Annotated in this window: 25 protein-coding genes; 14 read left to right on the forward strand and 11 right to left on the reverse strand. The window is 65.2% G+C overall.

What is annotated here, in order from left to right:
* Positions 1-1,050 (forward strand): succinylglutamate desuccinylase/aspartoacylase family protein, encoded by a 1,050-nt coding sequence (locus tag H6955_14075; GenBank protein ID MCP5314681.1) that lies wholly within the window; start codon positions 1-3, stop codon positions 1,048-1,050.
* Positions 1,051-1,123: 73 nt separating this feature from the next.
* Here the strand turns inward: H6955_14075 and H6955_14080 are convergent, their stop codons facing one another.
* From H6955_14080 to H6955_14090, 3 genes are all read right to left on the reverse strand, one after another.
* On the reverse strand, positions 1,124-2,422 hold the full coding sequence (locus H6955_14080) for an ammonium transporter (protein MCP5314682.1): 1,299 nt from the start codon (positions 2,420-2,422) through the stop codon (positions 1,124-1,126).
* 16 nt (positions 2,423-2,438) lie between these two features.
* Positions 2,439-2,777 carry a P-II family nitrogen regulator gene (glnK, locus tag H6955_14085; protein MCP5314683.1) on the reverse strand — a complete coding sequence of 113 codons (339 nt, stop codon included), beginning with the start codon at positions 2,775-2,777 and terminating at the stop codon, positions 2,439-2,441.
* A 71-nt stretch (positions 2,778-2,848) separates the two neighbouring features.
* Complete coding sequence (locus H6955_14090) at positions 2,849-3,532, reverse strand: hypothetical protein (GenBank protein MCP5314684.1); 684 nt, start codon at positions 3,530-3,532, stop codon at positions 2,849-2,851.
* A 289-nt stretch (positions 3,533-3,821) separates the two neighbouring features.
* Here H6955_14090 and H6955_14095 point away from each other — a divergent pair, with 289 nt between their 5' ends.
* The 6 genes from H6955_14095 to arfB all read left to right on the forward strand — a co-directional run bounded on the left by H6955_14095 (position 3,822) and on the right by arfB (position 11,541).
* A complete protein-coding gene (locus H6955_14095; GenBank protein ID MCP5314685.1) occupies positions 3,822-4,079 on the forward strand; it encodes an accessory factor UbiK family protein in 258 nt (85 codons plus the stop codon).
* Positions 4,080-4,124: 45 nt separating this feature from the next.
* On the forward strand, positions 4,125-5,633 hold the full coding sequence (locus tag H6955_14100; GenBank protein MCP5314686.1) for a YifB family Mg chelatase-like AAA ATPase: 1,509 nt from the start codon (positions 4,125-4,127) through the stop codon (positions 5,631-5,633).
* Positions 5,634-5,698: 65 nt separating this feature from the next.
* On the forward strand, positions 5,699-7,603 hold the full coding sequence (locus H6955_14105; GenBank protein MCP5314687.1) for an ATP-binding cassette domain-containing protein: 1,905 nt from the start codon (positions 5,699-5,701) through the stop codon (positions 7,601-7,603).
* Positions 7,604-7,745: 142 nt separating this feature from the next.
* On the forward strand, positions 7,746-9,890 hold the full coding sequence (locus H6955_14110) for a hypothetical protein (protein MCP5314688.1): 2,145 nt from the start codon (positions 7,746-7,748) through the stop codon (positions 9,888-9,890).
* Positions 9,891-9,991: 101 nt separating this feature from the next.
* Positions 9,992-11,125, forward strand: a complete 1,134-nt coding sequence (locus H6955_14115; GenBank protein ID MCP5314689.1) for a PQQ-dependent sugar dehydrogenase — start codon at positions 9,992-9,994, stop codon at positions 11,123-11,125.
* Positions 11,126-11,127: 2 nt separating this feature from the next.
* Entirely contained in the window at positions 11,128-11,541 is a 414-nt protein-coding gene (gene arfB / locus H6955_14120; GenBank protein MCP5314690.1) for an aminoacyl-tRNA hydrolase, read from the forward strand.
* Positions 11,542-11,571: 30 nt separating this feature from the next.
* Here the strand turns inward: arfB and H6955_14125 are convergent, their stop codons facing one another.
* A complete protein-coding gene (locus tag H6955_14125; protein ID MCP5314691.1) occupies positions 11,572-12,318 on the reverse strand; it encodes a sulfite exporter TauE/SafE family protein in 747 nt (248 codons plus the stop codon).
* Between the two features lie 186 nt (positions 12,319-12,504).
* On the opposite strand from H6955_14125, the gene H6955_14130 reads away from it, so the two are divergent.
* Positions 12,505-12,771: a hypothetical protein gene (locus tag H6955_14130; protein ID MCP5314692.1), complete on the forward strand. Its 267-nt coding sequence runs from the start codon at positions 12,505-12,507 to the stop codon at positions 12,769-12,771.
* A gap of 20 nt (positions 12,772-12,791) precedes the next feature.
* On the opposite strand, the gene H6955_14135 is transcribed toward H6955_14130, so the two are convergent.
* Positions 12,792-13,343, reverse strand: coding sequence for a DUF1415 domain-containing protein (locus H6955_14135; protein MCP5314693.1), 552 nt, complete (start codon positions 13,341-13,343; stop codon positions 12,792-12,794).
* The gene (locus H6955_14140) at positions 13,340-14,128 is read right to left on the reverse strand and encodes an MOSC domain-containing protein (GenBank protein ID MCP5314694.1); all 789 of its coding nucleotides are present in this window, start codon (positions 14,126-14,128) and stop codon (positions 13,340-13,342) included. Before H6955_14140 ends, H6955_14135 begins: the two co-directional genes overlap by 4 nt.
* Before the next feature lie 80 nt (positions 14,129-14,208).
* On the opposite strand from H6955_14140, the gene H6955_14145 reads away from it, so the two are divergent.
* From H6955_14145 to H6955_14155, 3 genes are all read left to right on the forward strand, one after another.
* Entirely contained in the window at positions 14,209-15,321 is a 1,113-nt protein-coding gene (locus H6955_14145; GenBank protein MCP5314695.1) for a PilT/PilU family type 4a pilus ATPase, read from the forward strand.
* 106 nt (positions 15,322-15,427) lie between these two features.
* Positions 15,428-16,624, forward strand: a complete 1,197-nt coding sequence (locus tag H6955_14150) for an iron-containing alcohol dehydrogenase (protein MCP5314696.1) — start codon at positions 15,428-15,430, stop codon at positions 16,622-16,624.
* 156 nt (positions 16,625-16,780) lie between these two features.
* On the forward strand, positions 16,781-16,981 hold the full coding sequence (locus H6955_14155; protein ID MCP5314697.1) for a hypothetical protein: 201 nt from the start codon (positions 16,781-16,783) through the stop codon (positions 16,979-16,981).
* On the opposite strand, the gene H6955_14160 is transcribed toward H6955_14155, so the two are convergent.
* Both H6955_14160 and H6955_14165 read right to left on the reverse strand, forming a co-directional pair.
* Entirely contained in the window at positions 16,982-17,488 is a 507-nt protein-coding gene (locus tag H6955_14160) for a Slp family lipoprotein (protein ID MCP5314698.1), read from the reverse strand. It abuts the gene before it with no gap.
* 2 nt (positions 17,489-17,490) lie between these two features.
* Positions 17,491-18,051 carry a Slp family lipoprotein gene (locus tag H6955_14165; GenBank protein ID MCP5314699.1) on the reverse strand — a complete coding sequence of 187 codons (561 nt, stop codon included), beginning with the start codon at positions 18,049-18,051 and terminating at the stop codon, positions 17,491-17,493.
* 166 nt (positions 18,052-18,217) lie between these two features.
* Here H6955_14165 and H6955_14170 point away from each other — a divergent pair, with 166 nt between their 5' ends.
* Together H6955_14170 and H6955_14175 are read left to right on the forward strand one after the other, a co-directional pair.
* Positions 18,218-18,496: a YcgL domain-containing protein gene (locus H6955_14170; protein ID MCP5314700.1), complete on the forward strand. Its 279-nt coding sequence runs from the start codon at positions 18,218-18,220 to the stop codon at positions 18,494-18,496.
* Positions 18,497-18,554: 58 nt separating this feature from the next.
* Complete coding sequence (locus tag H6955_14175; protein ID MCP5314701.1) at positions 18,555-19,226, forward strand: hypothetical protein; 672 nt, start codon at positions 18,555-18,557, stop codon at positions 19,224-19,226.
* A 41-nt stretch (positions 19,227-19,267) separates the two neighbouring features.
* On the opposite strand, the gene H6955_14180 is transcribed toward H6955_14175, so the two are convergent.
* The 3 genes from H6955_14180 to H6955_14190 are packed head-to-tail and all read right to left on the reverse strand — an operon-like array spanning position 19,268 to position 21,349.
* On the reverse strand, positions 19,268-19,531 hold the full coding sequence (locus H6955_14180) for a hypothetical protein (GenBank protein ID MCP5314702.1): 264 nt from the start codon (positions 19,529-19,531) through the stop codon (positions 19,268-19,270).
* Entirely contained in the window at positions 19,528-19,827 is a 300-nt protein-coding gene (locus H6955_14185) for a PilZ domain-containing protein (protein MCP5314703.1), read from the reverse strand. Before H6955_14185 ends, H6955_14180 begins: the two co-directional genes overlap by 4 nt.
* A gap of 58 nt (positions 19,828-19,885) precedes the next feature.
* Positions 19,886-21,349 carry a phosphomannomutase gene (locus tag H6955_14190; protein MCP5314704.1) on the reverse strand — a complete coding sequence of 488 codons (1,464 nt, stop codon included), beginning with the start codon at positions 21,347-21,349 and terminating at the stop codon, positions 19,886-19,888.
* Positions 21,350-21,772: 423 nt separating this feature from the next.
* Here H6955_14190 and H6955_14195 point away from each other — a divergent pair, with 423 nt between their 5' ends.
* Positions 21,773-22,036 carry a hypothetical protein gene (locus H6955_14195; GenBank protein MCP5314705.1) on the forward strand — a complete coding sequence of 88 codons (264 nt, stop codon included), beginning with the start codon at positions 21,773-21,775 and terminating at the stop codon, positions 22,034-22,036.
* Positions 22,037-22,107 lie beyond the last annotated feature (71 nt).

The raw sequence follows: 22,107 nt of genomic DNA on the forward strand, positions 1-22,107 counted from the left end.
ATGGCGACCGCGCGCCCTGCCTTCCAGATCGGTGACAAGAGCATATCCCCAGGCACGCGCAACACCGTCAACCTGCCGCTGCCGGGGTTGTACACCAATGATCCCGTGTCGATGCCGGCGTACGTGTTGCATGGACGACACGATGGCCCGGTGATCTTCGTCAGTGCGGCGGTGCACGGTGACGAGATCAACGGCGTGGAGATCATCCGCCGGGTGCTGCGCGTCCCACAGATGCGGCGCCTGCGCGGTACCCTGATGGCGGTACCGATCGTCAACGTGTTCGGCTTCCACAACCGTTCGCGCTACCTCCCCGACCGCCGCGACCTGAATCGCAGCTTTCCCGGCAATGAATCCGGCTCGATGGCCGGCCGGCTTGGCCATGTATTCATGTCGGAGATCGTCAGTCGCGCGGACTTCGGCATCGATCTGCATACCGCCGCCATCCACCGCGACAACCTGCCGCAGGTCCGTGCGGACATCAACGATCCGATCCTGGAACCCCTGGCCAAGGCGTTCAGTGCGCCGGTACTGCTGCACTCGGCACCCCCAAGCGGTTCGCTGCGCTACGCGGCGGCCGAGATCGGCGTGCCGGTAATGGTCTACGAGGCCGGCGAGGCACTGCGTTTCGAAGAGCTGTCGATCCAGATCGGCCTGCGCGGCATCTTGAACGTGCTGCGCCAGCTCTCGATGCTGCCCGAGACCAAGCGTCGGCCCAGCCGGCCGAGCGCGGTGTTGCGCTCGAGCAGCTGGCAGCGCGCCCCGCAAAGCGGCATCCTGCGCGCGCAGGCCAAGCTCGGTGCACTGGTGGCCAAGGGCGAGACCCTGGGCGTGGTCGCCGATCCGACCGGTGAGTCCGAGATGCCACTGACCGCGCCGTACGACGGCGTGGTGATCGGCCGCACCAACCTACCGCTGGTGTTCGAGGGCGAGGCACTGTTCCATGTCGGCCGCACCCGCCAGACATCGCTGCTCGAAGAACATCTCGACGCACTGCACGAGGGTACCGGCATCTCGCCGCCGGAGCTGGTCGAGGAACCGCCGATCGTTTGAACCGCTGCAGCCGGGGCAACGAAAAAGGGCGCCCGAAGGCGCCCCCGTATCCAGATCGGCCAAGACCGATCGATCAGATGCCCGAGCCGCGGGTACCGGTGAACTCCGGATAGGCCTCCAGCCCACACTCGCCGAGATCGGTACCTTCGTACTCCTCTTCCTCGCTGACGCGGATACCCATGATCGCCTTGATCACCAGCCACACGACGAAGCTGACCGCGAACACCCAGGCGAAGATGGTACCGGCACCGACCAGCTGACCGACGAAGCTGGTACCGTCATTGGTCAGCGGCACCGCCATCAGGCCCCAGAAGCCGACCACGCCGTGCACCGAGATCGCACCGACCGGGTCATCGATCTTCATCTTGTCGAGGGTCAGGATCGCGAACACCACGATGAAGCCGCCGACCATCCCGATCAGGGTGGCCGCCAGCGGCGACGGCGTCGACGGCTCGGCGGTGATCGCGACCAGGCCGGCCAGCGCACCGTTCAGGGCCATCGTCAGGTCGGCCTTGCCGAACAACAGGCGGGCAACGACCAGCGCGGTGACCAGGCCACCGGCCGCGGCGGCGTTGGTGTTCAGGAACACCATCGCGACCGAGTTGGCGTTGGCGATGTCACCGAGCTTCAGCACCGAGCCGCCGTTGAAGCCGAACCAGCCCATCCACAGGATGAAGGTACCGAGCGTGGCCAGCGGCAGGTTCGCGCCGGGGATCGCGTTCACACGACCGTCGGCGGTGTACTTGCCCTTGCGCGGTCCGAGCAGCAGCACACCCGCGAGCGCGGCGGCCGCACCGGCCATGTGCACGATGCCGGAACCGGCGAAGTCCGAGAAACCGAAATCGTCGCCCAGATTGTACAGGCCGAACACCGACTCGCCGCCCCAGGTCCAGTTGCCTTCCATCGGATAGATGAATCCGGTCATCACAACCGCGAACAGCAGGAAAGACCACAGCTTCATGCGCTCCGCTACTGCACCCGAGACGATCGACATCGCAGTTGCGACGAACACCACCTGGAAGAAGAAGTCGGAGGCATCCGAGTAGACCGAGTCGCCGCTGAAGCCGGCCTCGGCCGATTCCTTCAGCACGGTCGCGGTCAACGCATCCGCGTTCTCGGCGCCATCCAGCGCGATGCTGGTCAGCAGGAAGTCGCCGCCGTACATGATCGCGTAACCACACACCAGGTACATGATGCAGGACACGGCATACAGCGCGATGTTCTTGGTCAGGATCTCGGTAGTGTTCTTGGCGCGCACCAGGCCGGACTCGAGCATGGCGAAACCGGCCGCCATCCACATGACCAGTGCGCCCATCACGAGGAAATAAAACGTGTCGATGGCGTACTGTAATTCGAAAATATTGTTTTCCATTGGAAACTCCCGGCCTTTACAGCGCTTCAGGGCCCGACTCTCCGGTACGGATGCGGATCGCCTGGTTCAGTTCGTAGATGAAAATCTTGCCGTCGCCGATCTTGCCGGTCTTCGCTGCGGCACTGATCGCCTCGATCACGCGGTCGAGCTGCTCATCATCGATGGCGATCTCGACCTTGATCTTGGGCAGGAAGTCCACGACGTACTCGGCGCCGCGGTACAGTTCGGTGTGGCCCTTTTGACGGCCGAAACCCTTGACCTCGGTGACGGTGATACCCGCCACGCCGATCTCGGAAAGGGCCTCGCGCACGTCATCCAGCTTGAAAGGCTTGATGATGGCTGCAACCAGTTTCATTTGACGTTACTCCTAGGTATTGATGGGCGGACACCGCGTCACGGTGTCCGCACGCGTCGTCTTTGTTCGGTTTACTCGAAGGTCTTGCCCCAGGAGACGAACACCATCAGGTCGTCGTCCAGGCCCAGGTCGTCGTCATCGATGATCTGCGACAGCGAGAAGGTGAACTCTCCGAAGTCGCCGGCATCCTTGGTGACGTCGATCTGGGCGTGGCTGTAGGCATCGCTCTCATCAAAGTCGTAGTAGCCGAGGGTTCCGCCGAGGCTCCAGGTCGGAGCGACCTCGGTCGATGCGGAGACGTAGTAGTAGATGTCGTTGGTATCGGCGTCGTCGTCTTCCTTGTAGACGGTGTAGTTGATACCACCAGTGACCGGGCCGAACGTCACGCTGGCGTAGACCTCGGCGAAGTCGATCTCGTCCTCGTTGCCGCCCAGATCGTCCGCACCCGGGTAGAAGTAGTAGATGGCACCGACGTCGTAGCCGAGTCCGCTGTCGAACTCGTTGCCGAAGCCGGCATAGAAGTCCACTTCCGCGTTGGCGCCATTGAAGTCAACGTTCGAGGCCCAGGTGCCGGCGTAGAAGCCGCTGTCGTGGGCGTAGTCGAGGCCTCCCGAGATCGCTGCGCCATCGTCGGTCTGGGTCACGCCGCGCCACACGTAATTGCTGGTGGCGCCGATGTTGGCGGTCACTTCGGCGGTGGCGGTTCCCGACAGCGCGAGCACACCGACCGCGATGGCAAGTTTGTTCAGCTTCATTTGGTCAACTCCCAAAAGTTTATTGAATTAACGAGTTAATCGGTGCGATACACGCGACTGGACGCTGCAAAGCAGGAGCCATGCCAAAGGCTAATTTGTATGCAATTTCATACAGTTGCAATACAACCACGAGGCGCGCGGCAGGCGCGCTGCACCATTAGCGCACTGCGCTCGGGTGCCGCACCAAGTTGATGCACCAACCTGGTGCGAAGTGCCGTCGGTGGACAGTCAGGCGATGCTTTCTTTACTCTGCGGGCATCCGAACCCGTGCCACGCCCGAGGCCAGACCGTGCTGGATCCAAAGCTGTTCGACGACCTTTCGCGGCGCCTTGCAGACAACCTGCCGGGCGGACTGCACCTGCTGCAGGACGATCTGCAGCGCAACCTGCGCGGCGTCCTGGAATCCACGCTGGGACGGCTGAATCTGGTGACCCGCGAGGAGTTCGAGGTGCAGCAGGCGGTACTGCTGCGCACCCGACAGAAGCTCGAGGCCCTCGAGGCGCGCGTCGCCGCACTCGAAGGCGATGGCGACGCCGGGCAGGAATGATCCATCGTCCGGCCGGATGCCGGGCGCGTTACAACAGGGACGTCGATGTCATTTGCATGCACACGCTGCCGCGCCGCACTCGGCGTCGCGGCGCCCACGGTACTGGTCGAAACCCATCTGGCGAACGGCCTGCCGGCGTTCAATATCGTCGGACTGCCGGAAAAGGCCGTGCAGGAGAGCCGCGACCGCGTGCGCAGCGCGCTGCTCAACAGCGGTTTCGATTTCCCGGCGCGACGCATCACCGTCAACCTTGCCCCGGCCGACCTGCCGAAACAGGGCAGCCGTTTCGATCTCGCGATCGCGGTCGGGATACTGATCGCCAGTGGCCAGCTGCCCGAAGGCTGTGCGGATCCTTACGAGCTGGTCGGGGAACTGAGCCTGGCGGGCGCGCTGCGGGCGGTCGGCGGCATCCTGCCGTTTGCGCTCGAGACCCGGCACCATGACCGCGCCCTGTTGCTGCCGACCGCCAATCTCCCGGAGGCCAGCCTGGCCGGCGACCTGGCGCTGCACCCGGCGGGACACCTGTTGGAGGTCGCCGCGCATCTGGCTGGCCGCCAACAGATCCCCGCGAGCCGGGCGCAGCCACCACAGGCCCCGGTGCAGCCAGAACCCGACCTCGCCGAGGTGGCCGGCCAGGCGCAGGCCAAGCGCGCACTCGAAGTGGCCGCGGCCGGCCGTCACAGCCTGCTGATGATGGGGCCGCCGGGCAGCGGCAAATCGATGCTGGCACAGCGTCTGCCGGGCATCCTGCCGCCGCTCGACGAACACGAGGCGCTGCAGAGCGCTGCGATCCGCTCGGTCGCCGGCCTGCCGCTCGATATTGCGCTGTGGCGCCAGCGGCCGTTCCGTGCCCCGCATCACACCGCTTCCGGTGCCGCGTTGATCGGCGGTGGCAGCACCCCGCGGCCGGGTGAGGTCTCGCTGGCGCACAATGGGATCCTGTTCCTCGACGAGTTGCCGGAGTTCGAACGGCGCGTGCTGGACGTACTGCGCGAGCCCCTCGAAACGGGCCGCGTATTGATCTCGCGCGCGGCACGCCAGACCGAGTTCCCGGCGGATTTTCAACTCATTGCGGCGATGAACCCCTGTCACTGCGGCTACGCGAACGACCCTGCCCGCGCCTGTGCGAGCTGCACGCCACAGCAGACGGAACGCTATCAGCGACGAATCTCCGGACCGCTGCGCGACCGCATCGATCTGCAGATCGAGGTCCCCGGCCTGGCGCGTGACGAACTGCTGGAAGGACTGTCGGGCGCTGCGGAACCGAGCGCCAGCGTGCGGCAACGCGTACAGGCCGCGTGGCTTCGGCAGATGGCGCGTCAGGGCCGACCGAATGCACGCCTCGCCCAGGCCGAACTGCAACGCCATTGCGCCCTGCCACCGCACGGCGAGCGCCTGCTCGGCGACGCGCAGGCGAAACTCGGTCTCTCGGCACGTGCGTTTCACCGCATCCTGCGGGTGGCCCGCACGCTGGCCGACCTCGACGGCGCCACGGCGATCGCCCTGCACCATCTGAGCGAGGCCATCGGATACCGGCGTCTCGACCGCGCCTGAAACGGGCTCGGCATCGCTATAATGCGACGTTCCCCGAGCTGCACCCCGAACCCGCCACCGATCACATGCTCCAGTTCGACAACGTCTCCCTGCGCCGCGGGCCCCGCCTGCTGTTCGAACAGGCCAGTTTTCAGATCCACCCGGGGCAGAAGACCGGCGTGACCGGAGCCAACGGGTGCGGCAAGTCGAGCCTGTTCGCACTGGTCCAGGGCGCGCTGAGCAGCGACACCGGCAGCGTCCGCTATCCGGCCGGCTGGGTCCTCGCCCAGGTCGAACAGGAGGCACCCTCGACACGTCAGGCTGCACTCGAGTACGTGCTCGATGGCGACCGGGAACTGCGGCGGCTGCAGCAACGGCTGACCGACGCCGAGGCGCGCGGCGACGGCGAACAGATCGCCCACCTGCATGCCGAACTCGATCACATCGGTGGCTATCAGGCGAACAGCCGCGCCGCGAGCCTGATGAGCGGTCTCGGCTTTCGACCCGACGACGAACAACGCCCGGTCGCCGACTTCTCCGGTGGCTGGCGCATGCGCCTGAACCTCGCCCGCACCCTGATGTGCCCTGCCGACCTGCTGCTGCTCGACGAACCGACCAACCACCTCGATCTGGACGCGGTGATCTGGCTCGAGGCCTGGTTGAGGCAGTTTCGCGGAACCCTGTTGCTGATCTCGCACGACCGGGATTTCCTCGACAGCGTCTGCAACCAGATCCTGCACATCGAGCAGACGCACGTGACGCAGTACACCGGCAACTACAGTGCGTTCGAACGCGTGCGTGCCGAGCAACTGGCCAACCAGCAGGCGGCGTTCGAGAAACAACAGCGCGAGATCGCCCACATGCGCGGGTTCGTCGAGCGCTTTCGCGCCAAGGCCACCAAGGCGCGGCAGGCGCAGAGCCGGGTCAAGGCGCTCGAGCGCATGCAGCAGATCGCGCCGGCGCACGTCGATTCGCCGTTCCAGTTCAGCTTCGCCCCACCGGCGAAGAATCCGCACCCCTTGCTGCAGATCGAACAGTGCGCAGCGGGCTACGATGGCCAGGCGATCATCGAGCAGGTCCGCCTGGTGCTCAATCCGGGCGACCGGATCGGCCTGCTCGGTCCGAACGGCGCAGGCAAATCGACGCTGATACGCCTGCTCGCCGGCGAACTGGCACCGCTGCAGGGTCAACGTATCGAGGCGCGCCATCTGGCGATCGGGTATTTCGCCCAGCACCAACTGGAACAGTTGCAGGCGGCGCACAGTCCGGTCGAACACCTGCAGCAGCTCGATCCGCTGGCCAGCGAGCAGGCGCTGCGCGACTACCTCGGCGGCTTTGGTTTCTTCGGTGACAAGGCGTTGGAACCGATAGCGCCATTCTCCGGCGGCGAGAAGTCGCGCCTGGTCCTCGCGATACTGGTCTATCAACGGCCCAACCTGCTGTTGCTCGACGAGCCGACCAACCACCTGGATCTGGACATGCGCCAGGCGCTCGCCACGGCGCTGCAGGATTTCGAGGGCGCCATGGTCGTGGTGTCGCACGACCGTCACCTGCTGCGCCTGACATGCGACCGCTTGCTGCTGGTTTCCGCCGGCCGGGTCGACGAGTTCGCCGACGAACTCGACGCCTATCCCGCATGGTTGAGCGCGCATGGCCGCAGCCTGCGGCAGCCGCCGGCCGGGGCAGCCAAAACGGCCGACAGTGCGGAGCAACGCCGCGAACGCAAGCGCGTCGAGGCTGAGCGACGCAAGGCGCTGCAGCCGCTGCGTCAGGCCCTGCAGCGCGCCGAGGGATTGCTCAACGAACTGCAACGTGAACGCGACGCCTTGCAGGATCAGCTGGGCGACCAGGCAGTGTACGAAGCGGCCCAGAAGGACCGGCTGCAGACCTTGCTGCAGCACAAGGGCAGCGTCGACACCCGCCTGGCCGCTGCAGAAGAGCAGTGGCTCATCGCCGCGGAGTCGCTCGAAAGGGCCGAAAAAAACGCCTGAGGCGCGTCGTGGGCGCTGGACAACCGGGGCGGCCGCACGAAACAAAAGCATCGGATCGCGGCGCACTCGTCAAAGTTCCATCGACCCACGATAGAATGGCGCCAACAAAAAAGAATCTGCCGAGTGCAAGGACGGACCCACGATGAGCAAGCGCTACCAGCTTGTGTTCCAGGGGACGCAGGCGGTGGGCAACCGCCGTGTCGAGATCATGCAGCAGGTGAAACGGCTGCTGCGCCTGAACACCCAGGAAGTCATCACCCTGTTTGAACAGCCTCCCGGCGCCGTCCTGTTCGAGACATCGAGTCACGACAAGGCACAGCGCCTGCTGCGCACCCTGAATCATATGGGCGCGCGCTGTACGCTGCGCGATACCGCACAACCGACCCAGACCGCATGGCAGGACTGGCGGCTGGAGGACCTCGCACAGGACAGCTCACACGTCTTCCAATGCCACGCCTGTCACTATGCAGTGCGCCTGCCAATCGACCAGCCACTACCGACGGTCTGCCCGGAGTGCGGGGTGGTGGCCGCCAAGTTCGCGAAGGTCGCCGACGAGAAGCGCAAACGCGAGCGCATGCGTCAGCGGCTGATCGATATCGAGCGCGCCAAGGAACGAAAAACGATCGAAGCCGAGGAGCGGGCGCAGGAAGAGGCGCTGCGCAAGGAGATCGAGCGGCAGGTACGGCGCGAACTCGGCCTGAACCGCAGGTTTACCGACCACCTGCGAACGGCCGCCCTGGTGGCCTCGGTGTTCGCGGTCGGCGTGGGTAGCGCCATGCTCTACAACCACCAGCTGGGCTTCGACGGCGATGCCGGTGTGGCCACGCAGGCACCGGAACGGCCGGGTTTGATGGTCGTCGCCGAGAATGCCAAGACGCTGCACCTCGCCAGCGACCTGTTGGGCGCGCTGGGCGGCGCGGGCGACCGGCTGGCCGATCCCTCGTCGCCTGTCGAGGGCGTCGACACCACCCCCTGGCTGAACGCACCAGCGCCGGCCGCCGGCCCGGCGCGGCAAAAGGCCGACGAGACGGGCCAGGCGGCCCGTACTGACCACGCGGGATCGATGAGCGAAGCGGAACAGATCGCCCAGGCGCTGCGCTACTGGTCGGTCACCACACTCCCGGCCCCATTGACCACTCTGCGTGCGACCAACCTGGCGACGCAACTGCTGCTCGCCGGAAGGATCGACGACGCGGTCGCAGCCACACGTCTCGCAGCCGACCCGGGCGAGCGTCTGACGGCGTTGCTGGCGCTGGTGGGGCATGAAGTCCTGGCGACCGATGCCGGGCGGCGCCAGTCGGTCGAGCGGGTGATCCGCAGGACCTTCGAGGAGCACGATGTCGAGGCCTCGGTGGTGGCTTTGCTGGCACTCGACGCCCTGCATCGGTCCGCCGGACAGGCGGACACCGGACAGGCCACCGATGCGCGCCTGCTGAGCGTGATGCGCACGGCGCAGCCCGGCACGGCGGAGACGGTCGCGCTGTACGCGCTGATCGCCGCGCAACGCGCGGCCACCGCGAACCCGACAGACACCGGCCGCTGGTTCGCCGAAGCCAACCTTGCACTGGAGGGCGTGGGGCACACGACAGAACAACTGATCGCGCTGGCACACCTCGCACGCGCCTACCACGCGACGGGCGACCGGCCGACCGCGCGCCGGCTCGCGGTACGGGTGCGCAGCGGGATCAACGCCCTGCCCGCCGACACCGATGCCCAGCCGGCGGTCGACCAGCTGCTGCAGACCTATACCGCGCTGGGGTCGATCGATATCGCCGTGGACAGTGCACGTCTGGCCACCGATGCGCCGCTGCAAAGCGAACTGCGTCTCGGGGAACTCGCCGTGCACCTCGCCGCGCGCGGTCAGCGCGTGGCCGCGCTGGGCGTCGTCTCCGCGGTGTCCCATCCGGCGGTGAGCGCGCGCGCGCACGCGCGCCTGTCCGAGGTCGCCGAGCTGCTCGGCAGGCCGCGCGCCGCTGATCAACAGGCGGAAGCGGCACTCGACGCAGCGCGTCCCCTGGCGCACACGTTCCGACGCATCATCGCCAGCGATTTCGGCCGCGCCGAGGCGCTCGGGCCGCTCCCTCCTTCGACCCCGGCCGCCGATGCGGATCGCCAGCAGGCGCTGGTCGCGACCAATCTCGCATGGCGCGGCGCCGCAGATCCCGCACGCCAGGCGGCACGCGATATTCGTGACGCGCAGCTGCGCGGCGACATCGAGCAGCGTCTCCTGACACTCGCGGCACTGCAAACGAACGCGGAAGACCGGCAGATCCTGGCGACGCGTTGAGCGGACCCATCGGTATCCGGCCGTCGGTCACGGCACCCTGACTTGTAGGACAGCAGCGCGCCGCCGACAATGGTGGCGTGATACTGCGACCCGACCGCGATATGCCGCCACCTCTCGTGATTGCGCTCCTGTTGCTGGCTGCTGCACTCGGCGCCGTTCGGCCGGTTGCCGCCGGCGAGGTCGAAACCAGTGAACGCGCGCGTTTTCGCGTCGAGCCGCTGGTCGGCGGCCTCGAACACCCCTGGTCACTCGCGTTCCTGCCCGACGGGCGCATGCTGGTCACCGAACGTCCTGGGCGGCTGCGATTGATCACGGCCGACGGACGTCTGCAGCCGCACCCGATCGGCGGCCTGCCGGCGATTGCGGCGTCCGGCCAGGGCGGTCTGCTGGACGTCGTGCCGCACCCCGATTTCGCACGCAACCGCTGGATCTACTTCAGCTACGTGGAGGCCGGAGCGGGCGGCAGCGGCACCGCCGTCGCGCGTGGCCGCCTCGAAGGCGATGCGCTGCTGGCGACCGAGGTTCTGTTCAGGCTTCTGCCCAAGTCGCGCACCGCGCGACATTTCGGCTCACGCCTGGTGTTCGACCGTGCCGGGCACCTGTTCGTCACACTGGGCGACCGCGGCGACCGTCCGCGCGCCCAGGATCTGGGCGACCACGCCGGCTCGGTGATCCGGCTCGGCGACGACGGCCGGATCCCATCCGACAATCCGTTTGTGCGTCAGCCAGGGACGCGGCCCGAGATCTTCAGCTTTGGTCACCGCAACATCCAGGGCGCGGCACTGCACCCGGTCACCGGCAGGCTGTGGACGCATGAGCACGGTCCGCAAGGTGGCGACGAGATCAACATCCCGCGTGCCGGAGTCAACCATGGCTGGCCGATCATCACCTACGGGGTGAACTACGGGATCGGCACGCAGATCGGCGAAGGCACCACCAAGCCCGGCATGGAACAACCGGTGTATTACTGGGTACCGTCGATTGCGCCCTCGGGTATGGCGTTCTACGACGGCGCCGCCTTCCCGGGCTGGCAGGGCAACCTGTTCGTCGGTTCCTTGAAGTTCCGCCAGCTGGTACGGCTCGAGATCGACGGCGAACGCGTGGTACACGAGGAACGCCTGCTGGAGGATGCGGTCGGGCGCATTCGCGATGTCCGTCAAGGACCGGACGGTCTTTTGTACCTGTTGAGCGATGCTGCCGATGGGCAGCTGGTCCGGTTGGTGCCGGTCGACTGAGCATGCTGCGCATTACTCCCAACATCACGTTGCGCGACGAGGAGCTGGAATGGCTGCCGATCCGCGCCCAGGGCGCCGGCGGGCAGAATGTCAACAAAGTGGCGACAGCCTGGCATCTGCGCTTCGACATCGGCGCCTCATCGCTGCCCGATGCGATCAAACAGCGCCTGCTGCACAGCCGTGATCAGCGCATATCCAATGACGGCGTCCTGGTGATCAAGGCACAGCGCTTTCGTACCCAGGAGAAAAACCGCACGGATGCCATCGGCCGCCTGCGCGAACTGATCGTTGCCGCCTGCCGCACATCGCCGTCGCGCAAAGCCACCCAACCGACACGTGCCTCGCAGCAGCGGCGCATGGACAGCAAGACGCGCCGCGGCCGCATCAAGCGCCTGCGCGGCACCGTCGACGACTGAGCGACCCCGCACACCCACCTTGGGCCGGCCTCACGAAACCAGCACGCGACGCCCGGCATCGACAAGGATCCCGATCGAAATCACCCAGAGCGCGCCGCGCAGCATGCCCTGATAGGTCTCGACCTCGATCCGCTTGCGCATGCGGATACCCACCCAGAGGGCGATCAGGATCACCGGCAGCGCCAGTACCGCGACCCCAACCACCTCGAGATCGAACGCGTTCTGAGTGATGAACCCGATGATCTGCCCCGATTTGCTGGTGATGAAGGTGAGATTGAATGTCGCCACCATCATCGCCACCGGAATCCGCGTGTACAGCGCATAGGCGATCACCAGCGGCGAAAAGATGTTGACCACCCCGGCCAGCAGGCCGAGCGTCAGACCGAACAACGCCATACCCCATTTCGGTACCCGGAACACGCGCTCGGGGCGGTGCAGGTGGTCGCTGACCAGGTAGGCAATCAGCACCGCGGCAAGCAGAAATCGAAACGGCTCGGGATCGACGCTGAGCAAAAGCTGAGTCCCAAGGAAGCTGCCGACGATGGTAAATGCCGGGATCGGCCAATAGTCTCGCAGCGCAGCGCGCCAGTGACGCTCGGCGAGGATGCTGACCAGGTTGATGGACACGGTCGGAACCAGGGTCAACAGCACCGCGGTTCGCAGGTCGAAGCCGAACGCCAGCAGCGGCGTGGCCAGCGTCGGGAAGCCAAAACCGAACGCCCCGTGAACGAAGGCCGCGAAAACGGCGACGAACACAAACAGAAGTTCGTTCTGCAAAAGGACATCCCTTGCGGCATCCCGCGGTCACACGATCGGGTGCAGACTAGCTCAAGGCGCGCCACGCCACACCTGGTGAACCGTTTTCCTGAGTTTGCAGTTCGCGTTTCCAAGCGGCGAATCTGCGGCTAGGATGGAACTTCAAGGAAGCATCGATCGAAAGAATCACAACCAGGAGGCAAAAAGATGTTGCAAGGGTCAGATGTCGCCGCGCGAAGCGAACGCCGGGGTCACCGTCCGCCGATACCGGCGAACATCAAGTCTCTGCTGACGCAAGAACAGGCACTTGGACTACGTAACGTCGAAAATTTCGGATGGCAGCTGGCGTTCGTGCGCCAACCGCTGTTCGAGCCACCGGTCACCGTCGTGGTCAGTCCCGACCACCAACGCTTCGCCGTGCTCGAACCGGACGGGCGGGTGAACATGGAGTTGAACATCACGCTGCGCAGTTAGACCGCGCGACGGTCGGGTAATCAGTCGCCTTCCAACAGCGCCTTGATACGGGCGGTACCCAGCGCACGCAGGCGTTCGATATTCTCCTGTGGAATGCGTTCCGGGTGTGGCAGCGACTCCAGCGCGGCGGTCAGTCCGTCCTCGCGTATCAGGTGAAACATCGGGTAAGGCGAACGGTTGGTGTAGTTGGCCGGGTCGTCGGCGGGTGCATCGGCAAACCGGTATTCGGGGTGAAAACTCGCGACCTGCACCATACCGTCCAGCCCGGCCTCGGTGATCGCATCCTCAACCAGCCCCAGCGCCTCCAGATAATCGTCGAACGCCGTCAATCCCCGGGTGAGAATCAACAACGCGGTCTCATTGTCCTGCGGGTCGCTGGTAAACAGCGTGTACAGGGTCTCCAGAAACGCCTCGTAGATGGCGTCCAGCGTATCGGCGTCGTCCACCACGTAGAGGATGCGGTTCTTGTTGAATGGGGCTGCCGCAAAGGGACACAGGGACAGACCGATGACGATGCGCTCCAGCCATCGGCGGGTACTCGCGATCGCCTGATCGGCACCTTGCTCCGTCATTCGAGCAGCTCTACCGGCATGCCGACGGCGATCTCGCCGGTCCCGTCGTGAATGAGATTCTGCCCAAAATACACCTTCCCATCGCGCCGACGGTAACCCGTCAGAGTCTGCATAGGTTCGCGCCCACGTTCACCGGTGTCCAGATCGACGTTCGGGATGGTGCACCGTGAACAGGGTTTGGCGACGCGGAATGTCAATCCGCCGATGCGAATGCGACGCCAGGCGTCCTCGGCAAACGCCGCGCACCCCTCGACCAACAGATTCGGGCGAAAGCGCAGGATCGACACCGGCGCTTCGAGCCGCTTGTTGAGATCGTCCAATGAAGCCTGCGAGATCAACAGAAACGGAAAACCGTCGGCGAAACCGACCTGGTCGCCTGGTCGCGCGTAGGCCGGATCGACGGGTCTGCGCACGCTGTCGGGCATCCGCACCAGGCGGCATGGTGTATCCAGGAAGGCGCTGAACCACGCATCGACCGCCGGCGCAGACGGTGCCGCCGCGACGCTGTCCGACCAGACACTGACCGTGATCCGGTCGTCCTCCGGACCTGAAACCGCCAGATCGGGCATCGCGGGCGCCTGCAGCAATAGCCGGCCGTCGGTATCGACATGCGTCCGGATCAGCGCCATCCGCGGTCGCTGGCGCTGCGTCAGAAAACGTCCTTCAGCATCGACCAGCATCCACTGCCGGTCGAACTGCAGACCACGCTGATCGACGGGCAGGACGGACGCGGACTGCCCGGAAAGCGATTTGACCGGATATCGATAAATCCCGGCGAGCCTCAGCTCCGGCACGACGATTCTCCTCAACTTTTCGGCCATGCAGCCGAATGAAACAGTCGATTGCGAATATTCAGGGACCCGCTATGGAACTCACCCCCTATCTCCGCCTGATGGTACAGCGCAACGGCTCGGACCTGTACTTCAGCACCGGCGCCGCCCCGCACGTGAAAATCAGCGGGCAGACGATGGCGATAGGCGACAAGAAGCTCGCACCCGGCGAGGTGTCCAGACTAGCGTACTCGATTCTCAACGACGAGCAGATCCGCGAGTTCGAGCGGACCATGGAATGCAACCTGGCGATCTCGGTCCAGGGCCTGGGTCGATTCCGCGTCAACGTGTTCCGCCAGCGCGGCGATACGGCCATGGTATTGCGCTTCATCAAAGGACAGATACCGAGTATCGAAGAACTCCACCTGCCGCAGACCCTGAAGAAACTGATCATGGCCAAACGCGGCCTGATTCTGGTCGTCGGCTCGACCGGCTCCGGCAAGTCCACGACGCTGGCGTCGATGATCGACTATCGCAATGCCAACGTCACCGGTCACATCCTTTCGATCGAGGATCCCATCGAATTTCTGCACCGCCACAAGAAATCGGTGGTGAACCAGCGCGAGATCGGGCTCGACTCGATGAGCTACGAGAGCGCCCTGAAGAACGCACTGCGCGAGGCCCCCGACGTCATCATGATCGGCGAGGTACGCGATGCCGCGACCATGCAGCATGCGATCTCCTACGCGGAGACCGGACATCTGTGCCTGACCACGCTGCACGCGAACAATGCGAACCAGGCGCTCGACCGGATCATCAATTTCTTTCCCGACAGCGCGCACAAGCAGATCCTCAACGACCTGTCGATGAACCTGCGTGCCGTCGTGTCGCAGCGGCTGATCAGTTCCACGGATGGCAACCGTCGTGCGGCGGTCGAGATGCTGATCCAGTCCGCCTACACCGCCGAGCTGATCCAGAAAGGCAAGATCCACGACCTCAAGGAAGCGATGGAGCAGGGCAAGGAACATGGCATGGTCACTTTTGACCAGTCGCTGTACGAACTGTACGTGGAAGGGGCTATTACCCTCGACGAGGCGCTCAGCCACGCCGACTCCCGCAACAACCTGGCGTTGCGCATCCGCCTCAACGCCCCGCCGCCGGCCAGCCAGGGGGCCTCCGAGCAGGACGCCGCCGTCATCTCGCGCTGATCCGCCAGGCCCGCCGGCGCGCGCCGCCGCGGGAGGTCCGTCAGGCATCGCCGTGCGCGATCGGTGATAATGCGGCCATGTCAAACGTCCGCGCCGTGGAAACCGCTTGAACCCCTACGCCGCCTTCCAGGTCGCACGCCTGCCGGAGATCCGGTTCGGTAGGGGCACCCTCGATGAACTGCCCGCCGTTTTGAGTGGCTTCGGACAGCGGGTGCTGCTGGTCACCGGCAAGCGCTCGCTGCAGGCAACCGCATACTGGCCCCGCCTGCTTGCCGGCTTCGAAGGCGCCGGTCTGCGCTGGAGCCACGTCACGGTCGACGATGAGCCCTCGCCCGAGACGGTCGACCAAGCGGTGCAAAGGCATCGTGACGACCAGATCGATGTCGTGGCCGGGGTTGGCGGTGGCAGCGTATTGGACGCGGCCAAGGCTATCGCCGGGCTGCTGCGCACCGGTACCAGCGTCCTCGACCACCTCGAAGGCGTCGGGCGCGGCATCCCGTACCCCGGACCGGCCGTGCCGTTCATCGCGGTCCCGACCACGGCCGGTACCGGCAGCGAGGCGACCAAGAACGCCGTGTTGTCGCGGCGTGGACACGACGGTTTCAAGAAATCCTTCCGTGACAACCGACTGGTCGCCGCAGTCGCGATCGTCGACCCCGCACTGCTGGAGAGCTGCCCCAAGGACCTGATCGCCGCGAACGGCATGGACGCGTTCACGCAGCTGCTCGAATCGTATGTCTCACTGCGTGCCAGTCCTTTTACCGACGCACTGGCCGCCTCCGGGATGCAGGCGTTTCGCGACGGTTTCTGGTCGGCATGGACACCCGACGATCCGCATGCCGAACACGGGTTCGAACGCCTTGCCTACGCATCACTGTGTTCCGGAATCACCCTCGCGCAATCCGGCCTGGGGTCGGTACACGGCCTCGCATCGCCACTCGGTGCCTTCTTCCCGATCCCGCACGGCGTGGTGTGCGGCACGCTGGTCGCCGCGGCGACCCGAACCAACATCCTGGCGCTACGCGCGCGGGCGCCGGACAGCGCGGCGCTGCAGAAGTACGCAGAAGCCGGGGTGCTGCTCTGCGGTCGCCTGTTCAACAGCGAATCGGCCGCCCAAGACGGGCTGATCGAACTCCTCGACGACTGGACCCGGCGCCTCGACCTGGCACGTCTCGGCGCCTACGGCGTGCGCGAAGCCGACATACCGCGGATCGTCGAACACTGCCGCGGCGGGAGCATGCAGACGAATCCCCTGGTGCTGACGGACGACGAAATCGCCGCGCTGCTGCGGACCCGCCTGTGACCTTCCTTCGGGATCGGCGCGGGACCTACGACCACGAGACCGCGAAACACCGGTCGCAACGCTGCTCACAAGACACGCTGTCGATCCAGCTGCAACGCAACCTGTCGCTGTGCCCCGGGGGACTGCGCGAACAGCTCGCGCCGGCGGGCGATGTCGATGCGACCGGGAACGAGCGGCGCCGCGCTTCGGGCCGCAAAGTCCAGATTCCCGGCGCGCTGCGAAAACGTCGCCGCACGCGTACGGCCAAAGGGGCCGCAGATCGACCCTGGCTCGCGCCTGACGATCCGGCTCAAGGCCATCATGACGTTGTTGGCGCACATCGAAGGTCGCGAACTGTCCGTGGCGCGCAAGACCTGATCAGAAGCCGATGCCCACCCCGACACCGCCGCCCTGATTGTTGATACCGATACCGAACTGGATGCGGGGCGAGTCGGGCGTTGACCATTCGGCGGCCTGCGGCCAGACCTTCAGCTCCGCCTCGCGCAACACCGGCAACCGAACCGCCGTCTCACCGACAGTTTCCTCGTCAAAGCCATCGAGTCGCCCGCGCACCTCGATCAGTCGCCTGCTGTATTCGTAGGGCTCCAGGAAGCCCGGCTGGTCGATCAAGAAACGTCCCTGCGAGGCCGCGGTCGGGCGCGGGCGCCCGCGGCGATCGAGCGGCAGTGCCAGTACCTGGATCCGGGTGCGGTCACGGAGGTTGTGTATCGCCACCACGATCCCGCCCCAATGTACGTCGCCACGCGCGTCACCGTCGGCGATGACCTGCCGCGGGGTCGGTCCGCTGTCGGGATCACGCGGTGAGGACGCACACCCCGCGAGAAGCATCAGTACCAAAAGGCCGAACAAGCCGTCGCGTGACATGCTCACCACCAGTATGGAGGACGATCGTAGGGCCGCCATGGGCGCCAGGGACTCCACGGCCACCAGGGATCGTAATAGGGATCGTGCAGCCAGACCGGCTCTGCGGGGGGGCGATACTCGGGCCACAGGTTATAGACGTCGACAGCCACTACCGGAAACAGATAGGGATATTCACCGACGGGCCGGGTAACCGCCGGTACCAGCCGGCCTCGCACGGTGAGACGCTTGCCCGGCGAGAACTCGGCGGGATCGAGGAACTGTCCGATGCGGGCGATGAACCGCACGCTTTCGCCTCCCTCCGGCCGCGGTTCGCCATCCCGGTACAACGGCCGCGCGTAGACCTCGATCTCGGTGGTCTCGCGATTGTTCCGGAGGCCGAGAATCTCACCACCCCAACGCACCTCGTGGCTCAGATAGAGCTGCGGCTCGGTCTGCACCGCACGCGGCGAAGGCGCCTCGGGCAGCGATTCGCGGAGCGGCTGCGGAACCTTACTGGCGCAGGCGAACAGCACCGCACAGCATGCGCTCACCGCCACCACCCTCAAGGCGTACCCGACAGGCATGACTCACCTCCATATCACCGCTCGACGACAGGATGCCGCCGCGACGCTCGAGTTTGCATCGACCGGCGGGCGGATGCCCTCGACGCAGGCCGGGCACCTCAAGATTGCGACCACGCGACCGCTGCCCTGAGTGTAGAATCGAGCGATCCATCCAAGGTATTTGAACATGACCGACAGCAGTCTGCCGTGCTGGGTTTATCGCAGCCCGCGCAAGCAGGAAATGTACCTCTACCTTGCCGAAGAAAACGGCTTCGACAGGGTACCGTCGGCGCTACTCGAACGCTTTGGTGACCCGATCCTGGTGATCGAGCTGGAACTCAGCGCGAAACGCCGCCTGGCACGTGAAGATGTCGACCAGGTGATGCACAACCTGCGCGACCAGGGCTTTCATCTGCAGATGCCTCCTCGTCTGCAACCCGATCTCTATCACGGCAACCCCGATTGATGCAGGTGGTCACGCTGGGTCGGCCTGCACAGGTCTTCGTCGGACTGCAGGGCACCGCATGAGGATGCCGCTTGGTATTCTCGCGGTAGTCGCGCTGCTGCTGGTCGCCTTTCTCGGCTTTGCACCCCCCCCCGATCCGGACCTGGTCCGGCCGCGCACCGACCTGCCCTGGCAGGTGACCGGGAATCCGGACGGTTCCAGCCGGGTATTTGATCTGCAGCTCGGCACCGCGACGCTCGCCGAAGCGATCGCGAAATTCGGTCCGGTCGAGGCGATGGCACTGTTCGAACCGGCGGCGGGTCCGCTGGCACTCGAAGCGTTTTTCGGCAATGTGCGATTGGGTCCGTTGAATGCAAAGGTCGTCGTCGGTCTCGCCGCATCGGACGACGAATTGCGCGGATTGCGCGACGCCAGCAGGAAACGCGAAGGTTCGCCCAGCGGCGACTGGAAATACAGCGTCGACGACTCCGCGGCGAAGCATGCCGGGCGCCGCCTGACGGCGATCACCTACATACCGTCCACGCGCGGTCTGGATGCCGACTTCTTTCGCGAACGATTCGGCGAGCCCAGCGCCTGGCGACAGGAAAACGAGAACGCGGTCACCTGGTTTTACCCGCAATCCGGGCTGACGGTGCTGATCGATGACCGGGCACGCGAGGTACTGGAATACCAGGCACCTCGTGACTTCGTCATGCCCGACGGCGTGACCCGGAATCCCGCGGTCCGCTAAAGCCGGAGGGCCGCCGTGCGGCAGCTCGATGGCCCCGCCCCTCAGCCGTTGCGCACCAACCCGTCCATCTGCTGTTTGGCGTGCGTCCAGCGTTCTCCCCGGTTGGCGCCCTGTACCATCAGTTCCATCAGTCGATAGGCAAGCTGGCGTTGCGGGGCGGACAGGTCGCGCAGCTTGCCGAGCTTGAACAGATACCCCGCCTGTTCGAATTCCATGGTCGACACGAGTGCGTACAGCGTCAATGACGCCGCCGAATGAGGCGCCGCCGAGATCTCGGCGACAACCTCGTCCAGCACATCGCTCACCCGAGGATCCGGTTGATCTGGCAGGCCACCGCGAAACTCCCCTCGTTCTCCCCGACCGGCGTGCACCGCAATACACGCACCTCGGCGATCATCGGCGGCGTGATGTCGCTGACCGGCTTGATCTCCAGCTTGATCACCGAATCCTCGGCAACATCGCCATCGACCCACATCAACAGTCCGCCACCGCTTAGATTCTTAACGATCGCCCCGCCACCCTGGCCATCGACCAACTGGAACCGGGCCGGGCAATCGATCGTCATGCGCGGGTAGTTGCGTTTCTCTCGGTAGTCCTGCATCGCTGCTCCTGTTCGCCGTATCAACCGAAGGCCGGGGTTGAAATGAACCGCATGGGGATTACTCGCGCCAGGCCTCGAGAATGTCGAGGCACTCTGCATTGAGGCGCTGTGCGCGGCCGCTGCTCTCCGCCTCGCAATAACAGCGCAACTCCGGGGCGTTACCCGAAGGCCGCAGATGGACGATCTCGTCATTGGCGAACGTCACACGCAGTCCATCGGTCAGGTCGATGCGCCTCACCGGGCCCTGATCCGGAAACTGCCGTTCGATCGCCTCGGGGGCGGCGGCCAGTTCGGCGATGCGCCGCGTGCTGAGTTCGGTGGGAAAATTCTTGAGACGTTCACTGGCGGTGAAGCGCGCGGGCAACAGCTGCGCGAGCTGCGAGACCGGAACACCGTTGCGACGCGCCAACAGCGGCACGGCCAGCGCGACGATCACTGCATCACGGGTCGGCAGCGCGCCCAGCGTTCGGCCGTCGATGTCCAAGGGTGTCATCGTCAGGAATCCACCATTGGCCTCATAACCGACGACCCGCCGCGCGCCCTCTTCGGCCGCCTGCATCATCCCCTCGATCACGTACGGCGAACCGATGCGGGTACGCAGGGTACGGCCGAACCAGCCCGATGCCTCGAGCGCGCTGTTGCTGCTCACGGGCGTCACCACCGCATCGGCGTCGAGGAAATGCGCGGTGAAGATACCGGCGATGTCACCGCGCAGCCAGGTGCCGGTCTCATCCGCCACCAGGGGACGGTCGCCGTCACCATCGGTCGACACCAGCAGGTCGAAGCGCTCCGCGGCCGCCCATTCCCTGGCAAGCGCGATATCCTCGGCGCGCACCGCCTCGGTATCGACCGGGACGAAGGCTTCGGAATAACCACGGCGCACGACATCCGCGCCGAGACCGCCGAAGATCTCGGTGAGTGCGCGTGCCGCCACACTCGAATGCTCGTAGACCAGGACCCGCATGCCGGCCAATGCCTGGGCGGGAAACAGGTCGAGGTAACGCGCCACGTAGCGACGATAAGCGGTGCCGTCTACCGGCAATGGTTCGGCCGGGACTATGAAGCATCCCTTGTCGTCGAACAGGCTGAGCGGCACCGCAACGATCTGATCGCGGATGCCGGCCTCATCGGACTTGAGCACCTCGCCGTATGGCGTGTTGAACTTGATCCCATTGCGGTCGTCGGGGATATGACTGCCGGTCACCATCATGCTGGCGATGCGTTCACCGAGCGCATAGTGCGCCACTGCCGGGCTCGGGATATTCCCGCAATGCAACGGCTGGTATCCCAGATCGCCAATCGCCCGCGCGGCAGCCAGCAGTATTCGCGGCGTACTTGGCCTGTGATCGCCCGCCAGCGCGACGGCGTCACCGGGATGAATGGCGCCGGCCTTTTCGAGGTATTGCAGGAAACCTACGGTGTACAGGTAACAGACACGATCCGTCATGGCATCCGCCAGACCCCGCGCCCCGCTGGTGCCGAATCCGACGCCGCTCAGCGCCATCAGATCAGAGATGGCGATCGACTCAGATTTCTCCGTCATCCTCTACCCACACAACATTGACCCGCGGATTCTAAACGCTATCTCCGTCGACCGCCGCATCCTCATGAAGCCCCGTCCACCTCCCGACGGCCACGCGGACAAGCGGCGCCAGCGCACCGGACCTGAGCACGCTGGCGGCGGCCCGCGGAGCGACCACGCATACGACCCGGCACCAGTCGTTATCCGGGGGCCGCGGGGCCGGCATCAACACTGACGCGATATTTCGCGACGAATCACGCACGTGGCGATATTTCGCGCCGACAATCCGCGTGCAGGCCTTAAAAGTGCATTAGAAAATGCTTTAATAACCTGTTTTCACAGCATTTATTTTCCCTGGCACGACAGTTGCTGCTTATATGTCGCCAATACAGCGCTGAGCGCTCAAACGAAGGATTCAGCAAGGTGGACAAGATGCACACTACATACTCACCGTCGGGCGCCAACCAACCGGATGACCGCGCCGGAACTCTGTTGAGTGTGGCCGGCCTGGTGGCTTGGTTATCCGCCATGCTGCTGGCGATCGCTGGCCCGGTACTGGGCATCAACGTCCCCCCGTTGGTGATCGTTGGCATGGTGATTTTTTCCGGCGCGTTCTCGGTTTTGTCGCTGCCCAAGCTGATCGGTCTTGGCAAAGGAAGCGACAACGACCAGAGGCATCACGCCTAAAGCGGTGCGCTGGAATCAGATGTTTTCCTGAGGTTCTCCGAGTAAGAATAATCGCGAATTCCGTCTGTGCG

The sequence above is a fragment of the Chromatiaceae bacterium genome, assembly GCA_024235395.1.
Lineage (GTDB): Bacteria > Pseudomonadota > Gammaproteobacteria > Chromatiales > Chromatiaceae > Thiosocius.